This is a genomic window from Thermomonas sp. (genome assembly GCF_041919455.1).
Taxonomy (GTDB): Bacteria; Pseudomonadota; Gammaproteobacteria; order Xanthomonadales; family Xanthomonadaceae; genus Thermomonas.
In genome coordinates, this window is record NZ_JAYRTQ010000008.1 from 90,297 (window position 1) to 108,347 (window position 18,051).

10 protein-coding genes are annotated in these 18,051 nt (G+C 67.6%); all 10 read right to left on the reverse strand.

Translation table 11 applies throughout. The features are described 5' to 3' along the window. Position 1: 1 nt before the first annotated feature. The 10 genes from ACE3T8_RS07525 to ACE3T8_RS07570 all read right to left on the reverse strand — a co-directional run bounded on the left by ACE3T8_RS07525 (position 2) and on the right by ACE3T8_RS07570 (position 17,988). Entirely contained in the window at positions 2-5,953 is a 5,952-nt protein-coding gene (locus ACE3T8_RS07525; RefSeq protein ID WP_374608132.1) for an MBG domain-containing protein, read from the reverse strand. 11 nt (positions 5,954-5,964) lie between these two features. Next, positions 5,965-7,650 (reverse strand): ShlB/FhaC/HecB family hemolysin secretion/activation protein, encoded by a 1,686-nt coding sequence (locus ACE3T8_RS07530; protein WP_374608133.1) that lies wholly within the window; start codon positions 7,648-7,650, stop codon positions 5,965-5,967. 32 nt (positions 7,651-7,682) lie between these two features. Then, positions 7,683-9,896, reverse strand: coding sequence for a CHAT domain-containing protein (locus tag ACE3T8_RS07535; RefSeq protein WP_374608135.1), 2,214 nt, complete (start codon positions 9,894-9,896; stop codon positions 7,683-7,685). 174 nt (positions 9,897-10,070) lie between these two features. Continuing rightward, positions 10,071-10,277 carry a hypothetical protein gene (locus tag ACE3T8_RS07540; protein WP_374608136.1) on the reverse strand — a complete coding sequence of 69 codons (207 nt, stop codon included), beginning with the start codon at positions 10,275-10,277 and terminating at the stop codon, positions 10,071-10,073. A gap of 580 nt (positions 10,278-10,857) precedes the next feature. Beyond that, a complete protein-coding gene (locus ACE3T8_RS07545; RefSeq protein WP_374608138.1) occupies positions 10,858-12,135 on the reverse strand; it encodes a glutamate-5-semialdehyde dehydrogenase in 1,278 nt (425 codons plus the stop codon). Continuing rightward, the gene (gene proB, locus ACE3T8_RS07550) at positions 12,132-13,268 is read right to left on the reverse strand and encodes a glutamate 5-kinase (protein WP_374608140.1); all 1,137 of its coding nucleotides are present in this window, start codon (positions 13,266-13,268) and stop codon (positions 12,132-12,134) included. Before proB ends, ACE3T8_RS07545 begins: the two co-directional genes overlap by 4 nt. A gap of 3 nt (positions 13,269-13,271) precedes the next feature. Next, positions 13,272-14,567: an argininosuccinate lyase gene (gene argH, locus ACE3T8_RS07555; protein WP_374608141.1), complete on the reverse strand. Its 1,296-nt coding sequence runs from the start codon at positions 14,565-14,567 to the stop codon at positions 13,272-13,274. Between the two features lie 24 nt (positions 14,568-14,591). Further along, positions 14,592-15,539 carry an N-acetyl-gamma-glutamyl-phosphate reductase gene (argC, locus tag ACE3T8_RS07560; RefSeq protein ID WP_374608142.1) on the reverse strand — a complete coding sequence of 316 codons (948 nt, stop codon included), beginning with the start codon at positions 15,537-15,539 and terminating at the stop codon, positions 14,592-14,594. Next, positions 15,536-16,873 (reverse strand): acetylglutamate kinase, encoded by a 1,338-nt coding sequence (locus tag ACE3T8_RS07565; RefSeq protein WP_374608143.1) that lies wholly within the window; start codon positions 16,871-16,873, stop codon positions 15,536-15,538. Before ACE3T8_RS07565 ends, argC begins: the two co-directional genes overlap by 4 nt. A gap of 5 nt (positions 16,874-16,878) precedes the next feature. Continuing rightward, the gene (locus ACE3T8_RS07570; RefSeq protein ID WP_374608145.1) at positions 16,879-17,988 is read right to left on the reverse strand and encodes an acetylornithine deacetylase; all 1,110 of its coding nucleotides are present in this window, start codon (positions 17,986-17,988) and stop codon (positions 16,879-16,881) included. Positions 17,989-18,051 lie beyond the last annotated feature (63 nt).

The following is an 18,051-nucleotide window of genomic DNA, read 5'->3' on the forward strand; positions in this document are numbered from 1 at the left end:
GTCAGAAGTTGCCGCAGCCGTTCTCGCGCTCACTGTCGAAGCAGTTGGTCAGGTTCGGGCGCGAGCGCACCTTGGTCCATTCCGTGTACAGGCCATCGCCGGACGATGCCAGGCCGGTGTCGTCGATCGAGGCATTCACCGCGCACACCGGTGCGCCACCGAAGTTGCGGTCGTAGACGTAGGTGTTCACGGTCTCGCGGATGAAGTTCACCGGCCTGCCGGGCACCGATGGCAGCAGGATGACCTGCAGTGCGGTCGCATTGCCGGGCGCCTGCGCGAAGACGTAGTTCCTCGCGCTGGTTCCGCCGATGATCGGGTAGTAGCCGATCGGCGACAGCGGCCCGGCCGGCGACGACCAGATCACCGCGTCCCCGAACACGCTGGCCACGGTATCGCCATTGCGGAAGCCGGTGACGGTGCCGGTGAACTCGGGGTTGGGGAACCCGAGATAGCGGACAGCACCATCGGCGGTGAACAGCAGCGTTGCGGGCGTGATCGACAGGGTGCCGGGCACGAACTGGATCTGGTAGCCGGCCGCCGAGGTGAAGTTGCCCAGGATCGGATACAGGCCCACGTCACTTCCGATCGTGGCGGTTGTGGTCGCGACGCCCGTGGCCACGTTGGCGGCGGTGTCGCCCAGGATCGCGCCGGTCACGCTGAAGGTGAACAGCGGGTTGGGCAGGCCGTATTCGCGCGTCGCGTTATCGAACGTCACCGTCGCGATCGGTTGCTGCACATAGATGAAGTGATTGTCGCCGCTTGTCACGGTGACGCCGCACGCGCCCAGGTACGCGCAACCGTAGAGATTCGGTAGGTTGCCCTCTCCGGCCAGGCCGCCGCGGGTTTCGCCCTCCCAGGTGCTGGCCCAAACCCGCCAGTCGCCGCTCGCCACCAGGCTCGCGCCGGCCACGTTCTGCAGGCGTCCTGCGGTGACCAGGTCGATGTCGGTCGCGGTCACCCCGGCATTGAGGGTGAGGTCTCCCTGCAGGTTGCGGACGAAGGCATCGCCACCGGCCGTGATACCGGTCGCCCCGACGCTGGACAACTGCCCCGAGGTCGCATCGAACCCGACCGCCGACACGCTGCCGATCGCCAGCGTGTTCGCGTCCTGGAACTCGAAGTCGCCGCCCGCCGAACCCGCCAGCGTGGTGTTGGCCACGTCGTTGAGCGCAGTTGCCAGCAACACGTCGCCACCGGCCCGCGCGAGCAGGCTGTGGGCGGTGATCACGCCGGCGCTGGCCTGGGTGATCGAACCACCGCTGGAGAGGGCGAGCGTGTAGTCGCCGACGTCGAGTGCGGCCTGCAGGTCGATGCCGCCGCTGCCGCCGGTGTTCTGCAGTGTCAGGTTGCCATCTCGGCTGATGCCGCCCAGCACCTGGATCGCGCCGGCGTGCAGGTTGCTGCCGATGATCAGCTCGGGTGTGTCGATCAGGCCGAGTTCGGCGTTGCTCAACGCGAAGCCGGTGCTGCCGCCGAGCAGGATCTGGTCGTCGACGCGATCCGTGAGGCCGCCATTGGCATCCACGCCACCGGGCCGGAGGTTCACGCCAACGCCGCTGCGGATCGCGCCTTGCAGGCGGATCGCGTCGCTGCCGCCGTCGTTGGCCGCACGCAGCACGATCAGGCTGTCCCCCGCATCCACCAGCGAACCGGTGCCGATGCTGATGCCGGCACCATTGCCACCCTCGCCACTCAGTTCGATGCCGCCACCATCGGTGACGATGCTGACGCCATTGCCGATGACCAGGCCCGCAGACTCCGCACCCGTGCCACGTCCACGCAGGTCGATATGTCCGCTGTCGGTGGTGAACTCACCGCCATCCAGCGTCAGGCCGACGTCCTCGCCGATGCCGGTCAGGGAAATGTCGCCAGTGGTGGTGGCGATGGCGGACGCGCTGTCGAAGCGCACGCCGGTGCCGGTGACCGCATTGCCGAAGATGTTCACCTGGCCAGTGCCGGCCAGCAGCCGTGCGCCGGCCAGGTCGATGCCGACGCCGCCAGCCGCGGATGCAGTGCCATCGATGTCAATGTCGCCGCCGACACTATCGATCTCGCTGCCATCCAGCGAGACACCGACATCCGCGCCGCTGCCGGTGATCGACACCGCACCGCCGCCGCTCGCGACCTGGTTGCCCTGCATCAGCACGCCGGCATCGATGCCGGTGCCGTCGATGGTGATCGCGCCACCGCCGCTGCCGATCGCAAACGCGCCGCCATCGCCCAACTGCACGCCCACGCCACCGGCACTGCTGCCGGTCACGGTGATGTCGCCACCATTAGTGACCAGACCATCGCCGGTCACGCGCACGCCGGCAACGGCATCTGCTGCGGTTGCCGTGCCATCCAGGGTGATGTCGCCGCTGTCGGTGTCGAGTGCGCCATCGGCGATGTCCAGGCCGAAGTCCGCGCCGGTCCCGTACAAGCCGATGGCACCGGTGGTGGTCGACACGCTGCTGCCATTGGCCATGGCGATGCCGATGCCGGCCACCGCGCTGCCGGTGACGTTCACGTCGCCCGCGCCACCGACCAGCTGCGCCGCATACAGCGATACACCCGCGGCACCCGTGCCCGTCGCCGTGCCGTCCACATCGATATCGCCGCCCGCGCTGTCGATGTCGCTGCCATCCAGCGACACGCCGACATCCGCGCCGCTGCCGGTAATCGACACCGCACCGCCGCCGCTCGCCACCTGGTTGCCATCCATCAGCACGCCGGCATCGATGCCGGTGCCTTCGATGACGATCGCGCCGCCACCGCTGCCGATCGCGAACGTGCTGCCGTCGCCCAGTTGCACGCCCACGCCACCGGCACTGCTGCCGGTCACGCGGATGTCGCCGCCATTGGTGACCAAGCCATCGCCGGTCACCCGGACGCCGGCAATCGCCGTCGCCGATGTTGCGGTGCCTTCCAGCGTGATGTCGCCGCTGTCGGTATCCAGTGCGCCGTCGGTGATATCCAGACCGAAGTCCGCGCCGGTGCCGTACAGGCCGATCGCGCCGGTCGTGGTGGAAACGCCGGCGCCGTCCCCGAACAGGATGCCGATGCCGAGCGGCGCGATGCCGGTCACGGTCACGTCGCCCGTGCCGCCAATCAAGTCGACACCCTCCGAGTAAACGCCGATACCATCAGGCGCGGACGCGTTGCCGGTGACCGTGATCGCGCCGCCGGCGCTGTCGATCTCGTTGTCGATGAATGCACTTAGGCGCAATTGCACGCCTAGGGTCGCGCCGATGCCGGTGAGGACGATGTCGCCGCCGTTGCTGATCATGCCGCTGTAATAACCGCCTCCGAAATCAAGCCCGGTTGCAGCGGCGCTCAGGCCATACATGGTTATGTCGCCACCATCGCTGTTGACCTGGCCGGAAAAATACACACCTGCGCCAGTACCGCCCTCGCCACTGATGTCGATGTCGCCGCCGTAGCTGTATAGCTGGTTCGAGTCACCGTCGAAAATCACGCCCCGCGCGCCGCCGATGCCCGTCAACGCAATGTCGCCGCCCGCCGTCACGATGTTGCTGGAATAGGCGTACAGGCCATCGCCATCAACGCTTTGGCCATCGATGGTGACATCGCCAATGCCGGCACTGATGTCGGCGTAATAGAGAGAGACGCCATCGCCCCCGTCCTCTGCAGTGCCGTCGATGCCGACGCTGCCGGCAACGAGCCGCGAATTCAGTGCGATCACGCCGCTGGTGTCGCCCGCGCCCAAGCCGTAGATGTCGATGGCACCGCTACCGGCATCGATGTCGGTTGCGTCCAGCACCACACCCGCATCGTCGAAACCTGCGCGGGCACCGTTGCTGCTGCCGCGAATCAGCACATCGCCGCCATCCGTCGTGATCGTGGTGTCCGCGAGCGCGATACCGGTGCCGTAGCTGCTGGCCGTGCCCACGACAGGATCCGAATCGCCGTACATCGCGATGTTCCCGCCATTGCTGGACAACGTCGCATCGGAGAAGAAGATGGCACCATCCCCGCCTGAAGCATTGGCATTGAACGCCATGTCCAACGAACCACCCAAGCTGCCGATCGAGAAATCGTTACCGAAGATCGCGCCCTCGGCATTCACGGTGAAGGACAGCGGCGATGCGGACGTCGACAGGAGTTGCGCGCCGTTGAAATCGACATCGGACTGCGACTCCAACACCACGCTGGTCCCAGTCTCGAATGCGTAATTGATCTCCGCGTCCTGGACTGCGGTGCCCAGCACAGGCGCGCCGATGCCACCGATCGCTGCGCCATTGACCACGCTGAGCGACGGTGCAGAAAGCAGCCAGGTACCGGCGGTACCGGCATCGGCACCGGCATCGACGAGCAATCCGCGGACATCGAAGGTACCGTCGGTGGTGGTGAAGATGCTGCCGCCGGCCGTGTTGCCGTGTGCGGTCAACAGGCCATACGCCGCCAGCGCATTGGTGCCGCGGAAACCGACCAGGCCGCCCGCGCCCGCGCCGCCATCCGCGCTCACTTCGGAATTCTCGGTGAGGATCACGGTGTCAGCCACGCCTGCCACCTGGCCGCCATTGCCCGCGCCGCCATTGGCGCTGACGAAGCCATCAATCGCAAGCCCGCCGTTCATCGCCGACATCAATACCGAGCCGCCATTGTTGGCACCCGTGGCGGAGACCGTGCCGATCAGGAACAGGTTGCCGGTGCTGGACAACAGGCCCACGCTGCCGCCGTTGCCGTCGACCTTCGTCGTGGCACTGATGTCACCCTGGATGAGGATGCTTCCGACTGCGGCGACGCTGACTTGCCCGGCCGTCCCGGCATCCGCATCCGCGATGATCCGCGACAACCCGAGCATGGTCACGCCGTCGCTGGACTGGATCTCCACCTGGCCGCCACCGGCGTCGCCGGAGGCATTGATCATGCTGCCGACCGAGAACGGATCGGTGGGATTGGTGGGCGTGGCATCGTCGTTGACGAATTGCACACCATTGCCCTGGATCAGCACCGAGCCGCCGGATTCGCCAGGACCACCGGACACGTCGATCAAGCCTGCGGTGAAAGGCGACTTCAAGCCGTCGTAAATGCCGGGGGCACCCACGAACACCGACCCGCCGTTGCTGGTCAGCTCGATCCGCCCGTTGACGTTGGCGATCGACCGCGCCTGCAGCGTGCCGGAGGCATAAATCACACCACCGGTTCCGCCGGCGGTTGCGGCGCTGCGCAGCAGGATCTGCCCGCCATCGGCGGTCATCGACCCCGTGCGCTCCTGGACGATCCCGGAATCCACCGTCGGCGGCAAATTGACGGTGACCTGGGTCAGGCCATCGCCGACCAGGTCCAGGGTGACCTGGGTGCCCGCGCCGGCGACGATGTTGCCGCCATTGCTGGTGATCGATCCGCGATTCCACACGGTCTGGCCCACCAGGCCGACGCCACCGGCACCGGCGATGATCTCGCCCTCGTTGCGTACCTGATGATCGGTGCTGGTATCGCCGTTGAAGCCGGTGAACACATAGCGACCGGTCGCCAGGCCATTGATGAAGTCGCCGGCGTTCATCCACAACGTGGACGCGACGATGCCCCCCACGTTGACCTGTGCGCCACTGCCGAAGGTGATGCCCGCGGGGTTGATGATGAACACGTTGCCGTTGCTGGTCAGCGTCCCGTTGATGTTCGACGGGCTGCTCGAGTAACCGAACCCCACCACCCGGTTCAACGTCACGCTGCTCGTCCCGAACTGCTGGTCGAACGTCACCCCGTAACCCGCGCCGACGTTGAAGCTGCCCCAGTCGATGATCGCGCCCTTCGTGGTCTGCGTCACCGTCATCTGGTTGCCGGCGCTTGCAATCGTCGGATCGCCATTCACCACCGTGTACCCGCTCGGCAGGCTCTGCGCCAGCGCCGGCAGCAGCGGCATCGCCATCGCGCCCACCAGCGCCAACGCCAAACGCCGGCGACGGATCGTCCGAAGCTGCTTCCGTGTCGTCTTCTTCATGCGCATCGCCATGCTCCTCAAAACGCCTTCTGGATCGACCAGTACACCCGCGGATTGCGATCGCCGCCGTCCGTCAGCCCGGGACCCGTGCCCCGCCACGCCACGCTCAGGTTCATCGTCACCTGCCCCGGCTTGCTCCAGTTGAAGCCCACGCCATACCCGCGCAGGCTCCGGCTGGTCACCACGTCCACCGCCCGCGGGTCGTGGAAGAAGTCCCCCTTCGCCGCGTCGTAGAACGCGAACAGCGACGCCTCGGACTTCAGCGCATAGCGCAGCTCCACCGTCCCCAGCCAGCCGTCGTCCGCCAGCACCTCGCCGGTCGCGTACGCGCGCACCGCCTTCGGCCCGCCCAGCGACAACTTCTCGTACGTGTCCAGGTTCTTGCTCGCCCGCTGCAGGCCGCCGCCCAGGTACAGGCTCAGCTTCTGCATCACGTACTGCAGCCGCGCGAACTGCACCGTCAGCTTGCCGAAGCTGCCTTCCGTGTCGTAGCCGAACGGCGGGTTGTCGAACGCCTCGCTCATCGCATCGCGGATATCCAGCGTGCCGCGGTAGGCCTGTGCGTTCAGGCTGGTGTAGCCACCGCCCAGCCACGCATCCCGCTTCTCCAGTGCGATCCCCAGGCTGATCCCGCGGATCCGCTTCTTCGACTCGAACCCCACCGCCTCGAAGCGGTCGGTCAGGTCCTTGTTGTCCAGCGCCCCGCGCAGGAACAGGTTCGTGGTGCGCTGGCGGATCAGCGGATAGCTGAACGACACGTCCGCCACGTTGCCCACGCCGGTCGGTTCCAGTGCCGCGAACGGGCCGCCCAGTTCGTACTGCACCCGCGCGATGCCGCCGCCGATGCGCAGGCCGGTGTAGCCCACCGGGGTCTCGTACGACAGCCGACCGAACGCCGTGTGCATGCCCTGCGCCAGCATCACCCGCAGGTCCAGGTTGTCGCCGCGCTCGAACGGGCTCGCCCAGCGCAGGCTGCCGGTGATCCGGTGCCGGCCCGAGTCGCGGCTGCCGAAGTTGTCCAGCTCCAGCCCGTACTGGATGCGGTCGCGCTGCCCCACCTTCACCGTCAGGTCGGTGGTGCCGTTCACCGCACCCGCCGAGATCGCCGACTGCGGCTTGATCCCCGGCAGGTCCGACAGCAGCAGCATCGCCCGCTCGTAGCGCTGCCCGTTCAACGGCTTGCCCGGTTCCAGCACCGCCAGCGTCTTCGCCACCCGCTCCTGCTGCACCGGCGCGCCCTCGGCGACCTCGATGCTGACGTTGCCCAGCGATCCTTCGCTGACGTTGAAGGTGACCTGGCCATCCACCACTTCCTGCACCGGCACGAACACCTGCACCAGCGCATAGCCGTGCTTGCGGTACACCGCGCTGGCCCTGGCCGCCAGTTGCTCCAGGTCGCTGAAGGTCACCGACTGGCCGATCTTGCCGGCCACCGCCGCCTGCAGTTCCGCTTCCGGGACATTGGTCGCCCCGCTCACGCCGGTGAAGCGCACGCCCTGCAGCACGAAGCTGGCCTGGCCGGCCATCTGCGGCTCCGGCAGGGCCTGTGCCTGCTGCGGGGTAGCCGAGGGGGTGTCCTGCGCCGGTACGGCAGCGTCGGCATCTGCGGCCTCGCCGGCCCAGGCGACGGGCATGCAGGCCAGCAGCGACAGCGCCAGCAGGTTCATCGTCAGCGGCCTGCGCCGCGGGGTCTGCATGTGCATGGGAACTCTTCCGCGACAGGTCATCGACGTACTCACTTCTGCACCTTCAGGCGCCAGTTGCCGATCAGGTTGAACGGGGCCCAGAAGAACGGGTGCGCGGTCTCCGGGTTCGCCAGCACCGCACGCTGCGCGTCGCGCATCGCGTCCTGCACCTGCTCGCCCTTGGCCAGGTCGTCGTACAGCGTGGTCATCAGCGTCTCCGTGGCCGCATCCGACACCGGCCACAGCGAGGCCAGCAGCGTGCTGGTGCCCGCCGACAGGAACGAGCGGGTGAAGCCCAGCACCTCGTCGCCGTCCTCCACCCGGCCCAGCCCCGACTCGCAGGCCGACAGCGCGATCAGCGCGGTGCCCTTCAGGTCCATCCCCATCACGTCCTTCGCCTCCAGGTAGTTCGGCTGGCCGTTCTCGTCGGCCAGCAGCACCTTGCTGTGCAGCGGATCCAGCGTGTCCGCCACCGCGTGCGCGGCCACGTGCAGCAGGCGCGCATTGGGCGCACTGCCCTGGAAGTTGGTCTTGTTCGCCTGCTCCTTGAAGAACAGGGTCGCACCGGGGAACTGCTGCGACAGCGCGTGCACCTCGCGCTCGGCGCCGGGCAGCGGGTCGGCCACGTCCGGGTTGATCGTCGGGTTGCCGAACGCCACCAGCTGCGCGGCCACCGTCGGCGTGCGCTCGGCCAGCCTGGCCGCGATGCTGATCGACGGCGCGATCGAGATCGGGTTGCGTTCGATCAGGTACTGCCCGTCCAGCCGCAGCGCCTGGAACGGCAGGTAGTGCAGCGGGCCGTGCGGCACGATGATGATCCGCTTGCCGGCCGGGATGTCGAGCGGGGCCAGCAGCAGCGTGCCGATCTTGTCGCCCACGTCCGTCGCCGGCTTCAGGTTGATCAGCGCATCGCGGTAGGCATCCACCAGCCGGGCCAGGTCCGCGCGCTTGACCGCCACCGGCAGGGTCGCTTCGCGCACGCCCTCGCTGGACAGCACCCACGCCACCAGCCGGTCCGGCAGCGCGTGGTAGGCCACGACCACTTCGTCCGCCTTGAGCATCGCCTGCAGCGTCGCCGCATCCAGTGCCACCGCTTCGCCGTTGCCGACTTCGGCGCGGCCGGCCACCGCGTCCAGCAAGGCGCGGGCGCGGCTGCGCTCGCTGATGTCGAAGGCCTTGGCCGGCTGCCCGAGCCGGCTGTGCATGCCGATCGCCCGCTCGAACACCACCTGCAGGTCCGAGAACAGGCCCATCTTGAACTCGTCGCTGCGGAACTTCGCGCGCGCCTTGTCGAACACGTCGATCGCCTGGTCAAGCGCCTGCGCGGCTTGCGCCTCGTTGCCGAGCGCGGCCTCGCTCTTGCTGATGCCGTCCAGCGCCCAGGCGCGGTAGAAGCCTTCATCGCCGTTGACCGGCGCATTGGCCAGTTGCTGGTACAGCACCAGCGCCTCGGCCGGCTTGTTCTCGGCCAGCAGCAGGCGGCCTCGCGTGCGTTGCAGCTGGGCCTGCTGCGAGGGATCGCCGGGCTCCGCCAGCGCGTCCAGCGTGCTGCGCGCGCGGGTGAGGTCGCCGGACAGGATCAGCGCATTGGCCAGCGAGGTGTCCACCAGCGGGCGGAAGCGGTCCGAACTCTCGGTGCGGGCCTGGTCGTACAGCGCGATCGCTTCGGCGAAGCGCTTCTGCCGCGTGCGCACGTCGCCCAGCACCTTCTTGCTCGGGCCGTTCACCTGGGTCGGGTCGACGCCGGGATACTTCAGCGACAGGTTGGCGAACTGCTCCGCGCGCTCCAGTTGCCCCGCATAGCTGAACGCGATCGCCAGGTCCCGGTACGCCTTGCCCAGCAGGTCCGTGTTCCCCGTCTGCAGCGCCACGTGCAGCGCCTTGCTCGCCGCCCGCGTGCTCTCCCGGAACTCGCCCTTCTCCGCCAGCTCCACCGCCTGGCTGCAGTACGCATACCCGTCCAGCTTCACCGCTTCGCGCTCGTACAGCGCCGCGCCTTCCGCCGCCAGCGACAACGCCGTATCGGCATCCTCCAACCGGCCAATCGCCGCCAGCGCCTGCCGCGCTTCTCCCTGCACGTCAGCCGACGGGACCGCAGCCGCCGGCGCGGTCTGCGGCGCAAGCACGGCCCCCGACACCAGCGACGTCGACGTCGACACCGCACCGCCCAACGGCGCGCAACTCGCGTGGACCATGGGGCTGGCGAATGACAGTGCCAGCAGGAAAACGGCAAGGCCGGTGGAGGACGACGCGGTACGACGCATGCGGGGTGCTCCCAGAGGTGAATCGAGCACAGGCGAACACCTGCTTTCGAATTCAACGAAGTCTAGGAACCGTGCAGGACATCGCCCATCGTCGATAAGGCATAGCCCGTCACGACGAGGATCCGCTGTCCGGAATCCTCGCCATCTCGCGTATCCCGCCCGCCTACACACCCCTCAGAATCGGCATCCAGGGGCGTTGCTGTTGTCGATGCAGTTGCTCAGCCGCAAGCGGTGGCGGGACTTCAGCCATTCCTGCCCCAGCTCGTCCCGGCTCGCCGCGGACTGCAACGGGTCGGACGGATCCGGCACCGGGCAGATCGCCGCCTGCATCAGGTCCACCACCGAACCTTCCAGTTCGTCGTCATCGAACCATTCGGCCACCGATTCCGGCGCGGTCGGCGATTGCCGGAAGCGCTGCTCCTGGTAGATGAACTGGTTGCCCTCGCCGATCCCGCCGCGCCTTCCGCCGCCAGCGACAACGCCGTATCGGCATCCTCCAACCGGCCAATCGCCGCCAGCGCCTGACGCGCTTCTCCCTGCACGTCAGCCGACGGGACCGCAGCCGCCGGCGCGGTCTGCGGCGCAAGCACGGCCCCCGACACCAGCGACGTCGACGTCGACACCGCACCGCCCAACGGCGCGCAACTCGCGTGGACCATGGGGCTGGCGACCATGCCCAGGCATGCGCCTAAGGCAACCAGCAACGACAACGCACGATGCCTTGCGCATCGCAATGAAGAGTCCATCGCCCGTCCCCTACGTTCGATAACAGCCCCGGCGACCCGGTGGCCACCCGCAGGGTAGTGCCGCCCCCGTCCGACCGCCTATCGACCAAATGGCCTAGTCGGCTGAACCGGATGAACGGGCATGCAGCACCGCCCTGCCTTGTAGAAGCGCAAAGCGGAGGCCAATCGGCTCACGCCGTTCCATCCACTCGCGTCGAGGGTTTGCCGTGCGGGCTTCAGCCCATCGGCGGGTGGCGCCGCTGCCCTTCGCCTCGCACCACGAAACGCTCGATGGTCAGCGCTTCCGCGCCCATCGGGCCATAGGCATGCAGGCGTGTGGTGGAGATGCCGATCTCCGCGCCAAGGCCCAGCTGGCCGCCATCATTGAAGCGCGAGGAGGCATTCACCATCACCGCCGAACTGCGGGTGCCGCGAACGAAAGCCTGCGCCGTTGCGTCATCGGTGGTCGCGATCACCTCGGTATGGTCGGAACCGAACCGGGCGATATGCGCCAGTGCGGCATGAAGGTCATCGACCACCTTCACTGCGATCACGAGATCGAGGAACTCGGCGTCGTAGTCGGCGTCGGTGGCCGGCGCGAGCGACGAATCGAAACCGCGGGTCGCCTCGTCGGCGCGCACCTCCACGCCATGCGACGCCAGCACAGCCAATGCACGCGGCAGGAAATCGGTGGCGATGTCGCGATGGACCAGCAGGGTTTCCAGCGCGTTGCACACGCCGGGGCGCGAGGTCTTGCCGTCGACCAGCAAGCCCAGCGCCAGCTCGATGTCGGCGGCGCGGTCCACGTACAGATGGCAGACGCCCTTGTAATGCTTGATCACCGGCACGCGCGCATGTTCGGCGACGAAGCGGATCAGGCTCTCGCCACCGCGCGGGATGGCGAGGTCGACCAGGTCGGACAGTTGTAGCAGCTCCAGCACGTGTTCGCGTGCAGTGTCCGCGACCAGCGACACCGCTGCTTCCGGCAAATCGGCCTCGCGCAATGCTGCATGCAGGCAGGCGGCGATCGCTGCATTGCTGGCCGCAGCCTCCGACCCGCCGCGCAGCAGCACCGCATTGCCCGCCTTCAGGCACAGCGCCGCGGCCTCGGCGGTCACGTTCGGACGCGCTTCGTAGATCATCGCCACCAGGCCCAGCGGGATGCGCTGGCGTTCGATGACCAGGCCGTTCGGTCGCGTGTCGCTGCGGGTGATCTCGCCGAGCGGATCAGGCTGCGCCGCGACTTCCCGCAAGGCATCGGCCATGCCCTGCACGCGTTCCGGGTTCAATGCGAGGCGATCCAGCGTCGCCTTGGTCGCACCGTTCGCGGCCGCCTTCGCAAGATCGTCGGCGTTCGCGGCCAGGATCGTGCCTTGCCCGGCGAGCAATTGGTCGGCCATCGCTTCCAGCAGCGTGCGCCGCGCTTCCGCATCGGCCATCGCAACGGCGACCTGCGCCTCGCGGGCCGCCAGCGCCAGCCCGCGCACATAGCCACTGGCGAAAGCCGTCGTCATGAGCTCGCTTCCTTCCGGGGATCGGTATGTTGCAGCAGGACGAGATCATCGCGATGGATCATCGCTTCGTCGTAGCGGAAGCCGAGGATCGCCTCGATGTCGCGGCTGTGGTGGCCGGCGATGCGCGTGCTTTCGCCTGCGTTGTATTGCGCCTGCCCGCGCGCCAGCAACGTGCCGTCGCCTGCACGCACGTCGACCACGTCGCCACGACGGAAATCGCCTTCCACATGCCGCACGCCGCCAGGCAGCAGCGACGCGCCACGCAGCAGTGCCACCTTCGCGCCGTCATCCACGCGGATCGCACCAGACGCCGGCGAATGCCGCAGCCACTGCTTGCGTGCGCTGATCCGGCTGCCGTGCGCGGCGATCAAGGTGCCATGCAACACATTCTCGCCCAGCGCATCGACCGTCGCCGCGTCGCGGCCGCAGAACAGCGCCGTGGCAATGCCGGCCGCCGATGCCTTCGACGCCGCTTCCAGCTTGGTGCGCATGCCGCCGGTGCCGAGCGTACCTGCGCCGCCCGCCATCGCCAGCACCTCCGGCGAGACCACGTCCACGCGTTCGATCGGACGCGCATCGACATCGCGTTGCGGATGGCCGCTGTACAGGCCGGCGATGTCGGTGGCGATCAGCAGCAGGTCGGCCTCGACCAGCGACGCGACAGCCGCTGCAAGATTGTCGTTATCGCCCAGCTTGAGTTCGTCCACCGCGACGGTGTCGTTCTCGTTGACGATCGGTTGCGCGCCCAGGCGCAGCAGTTCCTGCAGCGCGGTGCGCGCGTTGAGATAGCGGCGGCGATTGCGCAGGTCGTCATGCGTGAGCAGTACCTGCGCGACCGGCGCTTCGAACAGCACCTGCCAGAAGCCCATCAGCGAAGCCTGCCCGAGCGCAGCCAGGGCCTGGCGCTGGACGATGCCATTGCCGGCCGCACCAATCCGCCCACGCCCCACGGCGACCGCGCCGGACGAGACCAGCACGACCTCACGGCCCTGCGCACGCGACGCCGCGATGAACCCGGCCAAGCCGCGTGCATGCACGGGATCCAGCCCGCCATCGCCGGCAAGCAGGCTGCTGCCGACCTTCAGCACCGCGCGTCGCCAGGTCGGCAGGGGTTGCGGTGCGAAAATATTCATCGTTCAGGCCAGTGCGTCGAAACGCGCGCGCAAAGTGTCGAGGCGCAGATCCGCCGCTCCGCCGGGCGAGGTGCGCACGGCCAGCGAGCCTTCCGGCGTCCTGCCAACCCCTGCAGAATCGGCGGAAGCGGCGGCAGCCTTGTAGGCCTCGCGGAATGGCACGCCGGCGACGGCGGCCTCCACCGCGACATCGGTGGCGTACATGCCGGAGTCGATCGCCGCGCGCAGCCGGTCTTCGCGCCATTCGAGGTTGGCCAGCAGATCAGGCAGCAATTCCAGTGCGGCCAAGCCGCGGCCGAAGCCGTGGAAGATCGCGCCCTTCGAGGCCTGCAGGTCGCGCTGGTAGCCGGACGGCAGCGACAGCAACTGCTCGATCTCGGTGCGCGCCGCAGCCACGCTGGCGTGGGTGGCGCGCATCAGTTCGATGACGTCGGGATTGCGCTTGTTCGGCATGATCGAACTGCCGGTGGTGTATTGCGCCGGCAAGGCGACGAAGCCGAATTCGGCGGTGGTGTACAGCGACAGGTCCCAGGCCAGGCGGCGCAGGTCCAGCGTCGCGCTACCCAGCGCTTCCAGCGCGGCCAGCTCGAACTTGCCGCGTGAGAGCTGCGCGTAGACCGGCGACACCTGCATGCGCGCGAAGCCGAGCGCCTGTGTGGTGTGCTCGCGATCCAGTGTGAGGTTCACGCCGTAACCGGCGGCCGTGCCCAGCGGATTCGCATCGACCAGCTTGAGCGTATCGGCGGCGCGGATCGCATCGTCGATGAAGGCCTCGGCCCAGCCCGCCCACCACATCCCCGCCGACGAGACCACGGCGCGCTGGATATGCGTGTAGCCGGGGATCGGCAGGCCTTTCTCGGCGTCGGCGCGATCCAGCGCGACCTTGGCGATCTCGCGACTGAGTTCGGCGACGCGCGCCAGCTTTTCCTTCAGCCACAACCGCGTGGCGACGAGGATCTGGTCGTTGCGGCTGCGGCCGGTATGGATCCTGCGGCCGGCATCGCCCAGCCGCTCGGTCAGGCGCGCTTCGATCGCGGAATGGCCATCCTCGAAGAGTTCGTCGAGGACGAAATCGCCGCTGCGGAAATCATCCGCCAGAACCGCCAGCTCGCGCTCCAGACCAGCCAGTTCATCGGCGGTGAGGATGCCGATGCGCTCCAGGCCTTCGGCATGCGCCGTGCTGGCGGTGATGTCGTGCAGGAAGAATTCGCGGTCCAGCAGCACGTCGTCGCCGGCCAGGAACGCCTGGATCCGCGCATCGACGGCGACGCCGGGTTTTTGCCACAACAGGTCAGCCATCGTCGCCTTTTCCTTGTCGGAGGATTACAGCGGAATCCCGAGGAATTCGTCCAAACCAAACGCCATGTTGAGATTCTGCAGGGCCTGCGTGGCCGCGCCCTTCAACAGGTTGTCCTCGGTGGCGACAACGACCAGCCGCTTGCCATCGCCGCTCAGGGTGAAGCCGCCCAGTTCGACATGGTGCGCACCGGCGATGCGGCTGACCCACGGCGCCGCGTCCAGGACGCGCACCAGCGGTTCGCCGGCATAGCGGCCACGGTAGCGCGCGAAGACTTCCTCGAGGTCGAACGCGATCGACAACCGCAGGTTCGCGGTGATCGTCAGCCCGCGGAAATGCGGCGCGACATGCGGCATGAACTCGACCGGATGGCCAAGCTGCTTCGACACCTCGCGCTCATGCACATGCCCGGTCAGCGCATATGGCATCAGGTTGTCGCGCAGCAGCTCTGTGTTGTTCTTGTCGCCGGGCGTGGTGCCCGCGCCGGAGTAGCCCGACACACCGAAGCACTGCACCGGTCCGTCCAGCACGTTCGCCATCGGCGCGATCGCCAGCTGCATCGCAGTGGCGTAGCAACCGGGATTGCTGATCCGGCGCTGGCCGGCGTACCGCGCGCGGGTCAGCTCGGGCAGGCCGTAGTACCAGGACGGATCGAAGCGGTAGTCGGCGGACAGATCGATGATCGCGGGATCAGCGCCGGCGGCATCGAACTGCTGGACGATGTGTGCGGCCTTGCCGTTCGGCAATGCCAGCACCACCGCATCGGCACCGAGCGCAGGCAGGTCTTCATACGCAGGCGAGGTGTACTGCACGTCGCCGACATAACCCGCGATATGCGCGGCCAACGGTTGCCCCACCAGCTCGCGCGAGGTCACGTAGGCGAGCTCGAACCGCGGATGCGCGGCCAGCAGGCGGATCAATTCAGCGCCGACGTAACCGCGGGCACCGACGATGCCGACGCGCAAGGTGTTCATGCCGGATCCTTCAGGGTGGCCGCATGGCTCGCGCAGTACGCGATGCAATCCGCGATCTCGTCCATCGCGGACAGCCCGTACCAGAACACTTTCCACTTGTCCTGCTTGATGCAGCCGTCCGATTCCGCGTAATAGAAAGGATTGACCGGATTGCCATGGCGCGAACGCCAGAACAGGCGTGGATTTGCGTCACGCATGACCTGCCAGACCGCGCGACCCAGCCCTTCGCCCTGCGCGTCGTCGAGCACCGCGAACTTGTCGAGGTAGGTGCCGGCGCCCTCACGGGTGAGGATCACCGCAGCACGGTAGTTCTCGCTGACATAGGCGTGATGCAGCGTCGTCGTCTCGAAATAATCCGGCAGCAACTTGCGACCGAACGCGGACTCGATCAGGCCGCGCAGGCGGTCCAGGTCGAACGCATCCCACGACGAGGCCTCTACCACGCGCTCGCCGCGCCGCACCAGCGTGCCCGAGCCCTTGTGGGTGAACAGCTCCTTCGCGAGTTCCGCCGGCCGCGTGATCGACACCGACGACGCCAGCGGCAAGCCGTCCAGCAGGTCCTTGATCTGCTCGATCTTCACCCGCATGCCGCCCTCGATCCACGGCTGCTGCATCAGGTGCTCGTATTCGGTCGAGAGGTTGATCGAGTCGATCACCTTGCCGTCCGCATCCAGCAGGCCGCCGGTGCCGGTCAGGAACACGATCTTGTACGGCTGCAGCACCTGCACCAGCTCGTTGGCGGCGAAATCGGCATTGACGTTGAGGATCTGCCCGCCGACGGTCTCGCCCAGTGACGCGATCACCGGGATCGAACCCGCCTGCAGGCTGGCCTGGATCGGGGCCAGGTCGACCCGCTTCACTTCGCCGACCAGGCCGAAGCGTTCGCGATCGAGATAGTCGGCTTCGAACACGCCGGAGACGATGCTGGTGGCGCGCGCATCGCTCGCCTGCAGGGCTTCGACCAGCTTGAGGTTCTGCGCATGGAAGACGCGGCGCACGATCGCCAACGCTTCCGGCGACGTCACCCGCAGCCCGTCGATGGTCTGCTTGACAATACCGGCGGCGGACAGTTCCGCATCGAGCTGGGGACCGGCGCCGTGGATCACGATCGGGGTCAGGCCCACGTCCTGCAGGAAGGCCAGCGATGACACCAGTGCATCCAGGTCATCGCGCAGCACGGCGCCGCCGACCTTGACGATCGCGAAGCGCGCCGCATCGAGCTGCGAGAAGCGCTTGAGGTACTGGTTGATTTCCTTGGCGCTGCCCATGCTCGACAGCAGGCGCACGATGGTCTGGCGGGTCTGCGGATCGTGGATGGCATTCGTGGTCAACATCGGCGTCACGGCGTGGTGGTTCCAGACAAGTTGTTTTGAAGCAGGCGGGTGATGGTGCCGGCGTAACGCTGCAATTGATCGAGCGTGACGAATTCGTCGGCGGTATGGGCCTGGGCGATGTCGCCCGGCCCGTAGACCAGGGCGGTCAGGCCGGCCTGCGAGAACAACGAGGCTTCGGTCCAGAAATCGACCGCATTGCCGATCGGCAAACCGAGTTCATCGGCAAGATCGCGCGCCAGCAGGCGGCGCTCCTCTGCGCTGGCCACGTCGCCGGCCGGCAGCGACGGGCCGCGGAAGGTTTCCTCGTAGCGATCCAGCGCACCTGCAGTCGCGCAGGAGCCGAAACGCAGGTGCAACGCATCGATGTCCTGCGACGGCAGCGGGCGGAACCCGAAGCGCACCTCGGCGCTCGGCGCGATCATGTTGGCCTTGATGCCGCCTTCGACCTTGCCGATGTTGAAGCGCAGCCCGGTCAGGCCACCGAAGCGCGCGTTCGCCTCGCCTTCGACCAGGTCCAGCGCGTTGCCACCCCAGCGCATTGCCTGGTGCAGCGCACTGGCGGTCAGCGCGTTCGCACCGGATGCATGACCCGCCTCGCCCTTGAACTTCATCAGCACCGAGCTGATCCCGCGATGCGCCAGCACCGCCTCGCAGCGGGTGGGCTCGGCGATGATCGCTTCGGAAAATCCGTGGTCGCTGCCCAGGAACGCGGCGATGCAACGCGGATCGTTGGCTTCCTCGTCGGAGGAGAACAGGAAGGCGGCATCGCCCTCGGTGACATTCGCCGCCGCGATCAATCCTGCAGCCGCACCCTTGATGTCGCAGACGCCCAGGCCGACTACGCGATCATCGAAGCGGCGCATCACATGCGGATCGGCCGTCCACGCCTCCGACGAGGGCACGGTGTCGAGGTGCACGTTGAACACCCGACGCGGGTTGCCACGCACGGCGAACAGCGAGACCGCACCGTCGCCGTGGTCGCTGACCTCGACGCGGAAACCCGGCAGTTGCGCGCGGATGTAGTCGAAGATCCCGCCAGTGCCGATCAGGCGCGGCGGGTTGCGGGTGTCGAAGGACACCAGCGCTTCGAGGTGGGTTAGAACATCATCGAGCATGTGTCTGTTCCGGAGGACAACTGCTGGAATCTGTAGCCCGGATAAGCGAAGCGCATCCGGGAA

Coding starts and splice junctions, on each gene's coding strand:
- ACE3T8_RS07525 (WP_374608132.1), bottom strand. CDS start 5,953: ATGCGCATGAAGAAGACGACACGGAAGCAGCTTCGGACGATCCGTCGC.
- ACE3T8_RS07530 (WP_374608133.1), bottom strand. CDS start 7,650: ATGCACATGCAGACCCCGCGGCGCAGGCCGCTGACGATGAACCTGCTG.
- ACE3T8_RS07535 (WP_374608135.1), bottom strand. CDS start 9,896: ATGCGTCGTACCGCGTCGTCCTCCACCGGCCTTGCCGTTTTCCTGCTG.
- ACE3T8_RS07545 (WP_374608138.1), bottom strand. CDS start 12,135: ATGACGACGGCTTTCGCCAGTGGCTATGTGCGCGGGCTGGCGCTGGCG.
- proB (WP_374608140.1), bottom strand. CDS start 13,268: ATGAATATTTTCGCACCGCAACCCCTGCCGACCTGGCGACGCGCGGTG.
- argH (WP_374608141.1), bottom strand. CDS start 14,567: ATGGCTGACCTGTTGTGGCAAAAACCCGGCGTCGCCGTCGATGCGCGG.
- argC (WP_374608142.1), bottom strand. CDS start 15,539: ATGAACACCTTGCGCGTCGGCATCGTCGGTGCCCGCGGTTACGTCGGC.
- ACE3T8_RS07565 (WP_374608143.1), bottom strand. CDS start 16,873: ATGTTGACCACGAATGCCATCCACGATCCGCAGACCCGCCAGACCATC.
- ACE3T8_RS07570 (WP_374608145.1), bottom strand. CDS start 17,988: ATGCTCGATGATGTTCTAACCCACCTCGAAGCGCTGGTGTCCTTCGAC.